The 1,707-nt window shown below is 66.3% G+C and carries 3 protein-coding genes; 1 reads left to right on the top strand and 2 read right to left on the bottom strand.

Annotation, left to right across the window (positions count from 1 at the left end):
* Together EOD07_RS33515 and lgt are read right to left on the bottom strand one after the other, a co-directional pair.
* The coding region (locus tag EOD07_RS33515; RefSeq protein WP_206519638.1) for an SAM-dependent methyltransferase at positions 1 to 521 on the bottom strand (521 nt) is incomplete at its 3' end.
* Positions 518 to 1,372: a prolipoprotein diacylglyceryl transferase gene (gene lgt / locus EOD07_RS33510; protein ID WP_127238267.1), complete on the bottom strand. Its 855-nt coding sequence runs from the start codon at positions 1,370 to 1,372 to the stop codon at positions 518 to 520. The genes lgt and EOD07_RS33515, both read right to left, overlap by 4 nt.
* A 130-nt stretch (positions 1,373 to 1,502) precedes the next feature.
* Between lgt and EOD07_RS33505 the strand changes: the two genes are divergently transcribed.
* Positions 1,503 to 1,707 (top strand): accessory factor UbiK family protein (locus tag EOD07_RS33505; protein WP_127238266.1); only part of this gene is annotated, 205 nt, incomplete at its 3' end.

Raw genomic sequence — 1,707 nt, 5'->3', positions numbered from 1 at the left:
CGCCAGCCCGCGCCGACATAGACGAACTGCCGGATCGGCACAGCGTCGAACAATTCGTTGCCGACGATGAAGAGCGGCTGCCGCGGCAGCGTGTCGATGGTCTGGTGCCAGGCAAGCGCCGCGCTCTGGCCGGCAAGCGTCTGCTTCTGGATCTCGGCCAGGCGCGGGCTGGTCTCGATCATGGCGAAGGAAGCGCCAGCGACGAGCGCCGGGTCGAGCCGCGACCATGTGCGCAGCATGTCCTTCATCAAGGTGCCGCGGCCGGGACCGATCTCGGCAAAGGTCGCGGGCAGAGGCCGGCCCGCGCCCTGCCAGGCCTGGTAGAGCCAGACGGCGACGAGCTCGCCGAACATCTGGCTGATCTCGGGCGCGGTGATGAAGTCGCCGGCGGCGCCGAAGGGCTCGCGCGTCGTGTAGTAGCCCTCGTCGGGATCGAACAGGCAGAGCGCCATATATTCGCTGACCGGGATCGGCCCCGCCGCGCCGATCAGGCCTATGATGCGCTCTTTCAGCCGGGTCATGCCGCCCGCGGCTGTGGCGCCGGCTTCGCGGTGACCATGGCCCAGATGCCGGCGAGCACCATCGGCGTGGACAGGATCATGCCCATGGTCAGCCAGCTGGTGCCGAGCAGGTAGCCGAGCTGCTGGTCCGGCTCGCGGAAGAACTCGACGAAGATGCGCGACAGGCCGTAGCCGCAGATGAAGGCGCCGCCGACGAAGCGCGGCGTCTTGAGCTTGAGGCGCGAATGGGTGAGGAAGCGCAGCACCAGGAACAGCACAAGGCCTTCGAGCAGCGCCTCGTAAAGCTGGCTGGGATGGCGGGTGAACGGGCCGCCATTGGGGAATTCGATCGCCCAGGGCACGTCCGAGGGCCGCCCCCACAGCTCCGAATTGATGAAGTTGGCGACACGCACCAGGCCGAGCCCGATAGGCACGCCGGCCGACACCACATCGAACAAGGTCCAGGTGTGGATGCCGCGCTTGAGCGAAAACAGCGTCATGGCGAGGATGACGCCGAGCAGGCCGCCATGGAACGACATGCCGCCCTGCCAGACCGCGAAGATGTCGAGCGGATGCGCGATGTAGCGCGGCAGATCATAAAACAGCACGTAGCCGGTGCGTCCGCCGAGCACGACGCCGATCGCCGCCCAGACAATGAAGTCATCGAGGTCCTCGGGCTTCATCGGCAGATGGCCGTCCGGCCACAGGCGCAGGTTCGTCACCAGCCGCTTGGCATACCACCAGGCAAAGAGGATGCCGACGATATAGCCGACGCCGTACCAGTGCACCGCGAGCGGCCCGATTTGGACGATGACCGGGTCGATATTGGGGAAGGGCAGGGAGGCCAGCGGCAGCAGGAAATATTCGCTCAACGGTGTCTCCGGGGCGCGGTCACGATTGGGCGCGGACCATGCGGCAGGGTTTTGGCGCGGTCAAGGCAAGGCTTCGCTTGCATTCCGCGTCGCGCGCCACTACGTCAAAACGACAAAGCGAGGATCTGCCATGGCGACCGGACCGAACCGCATTCTCGATGAATTCGCAAAGATCATGACCGACGCCGCGGGCGCCGCGCAGGGCGTTCGGCGCGAAGTGGAGACGGCGTTCCGGGCGCAGGCCGAGCGCATGCTGAACTCCATGGATGTGGTGCAGCGCGAAGAGTTCGAGGCCGTGCGTGAGATGGCGGTCAAGGCGAGGGAAGACAACATCC

It is taken from the genome of Mesorhizobium sp. M2C.T.Ca.TU.002.02.1.1 (assembly GCF_003997225.1).
Note: the sequence above shows the minus strand (reverse complement) of the source record. Positions and strands in the feature narration are given on the sequence as shown.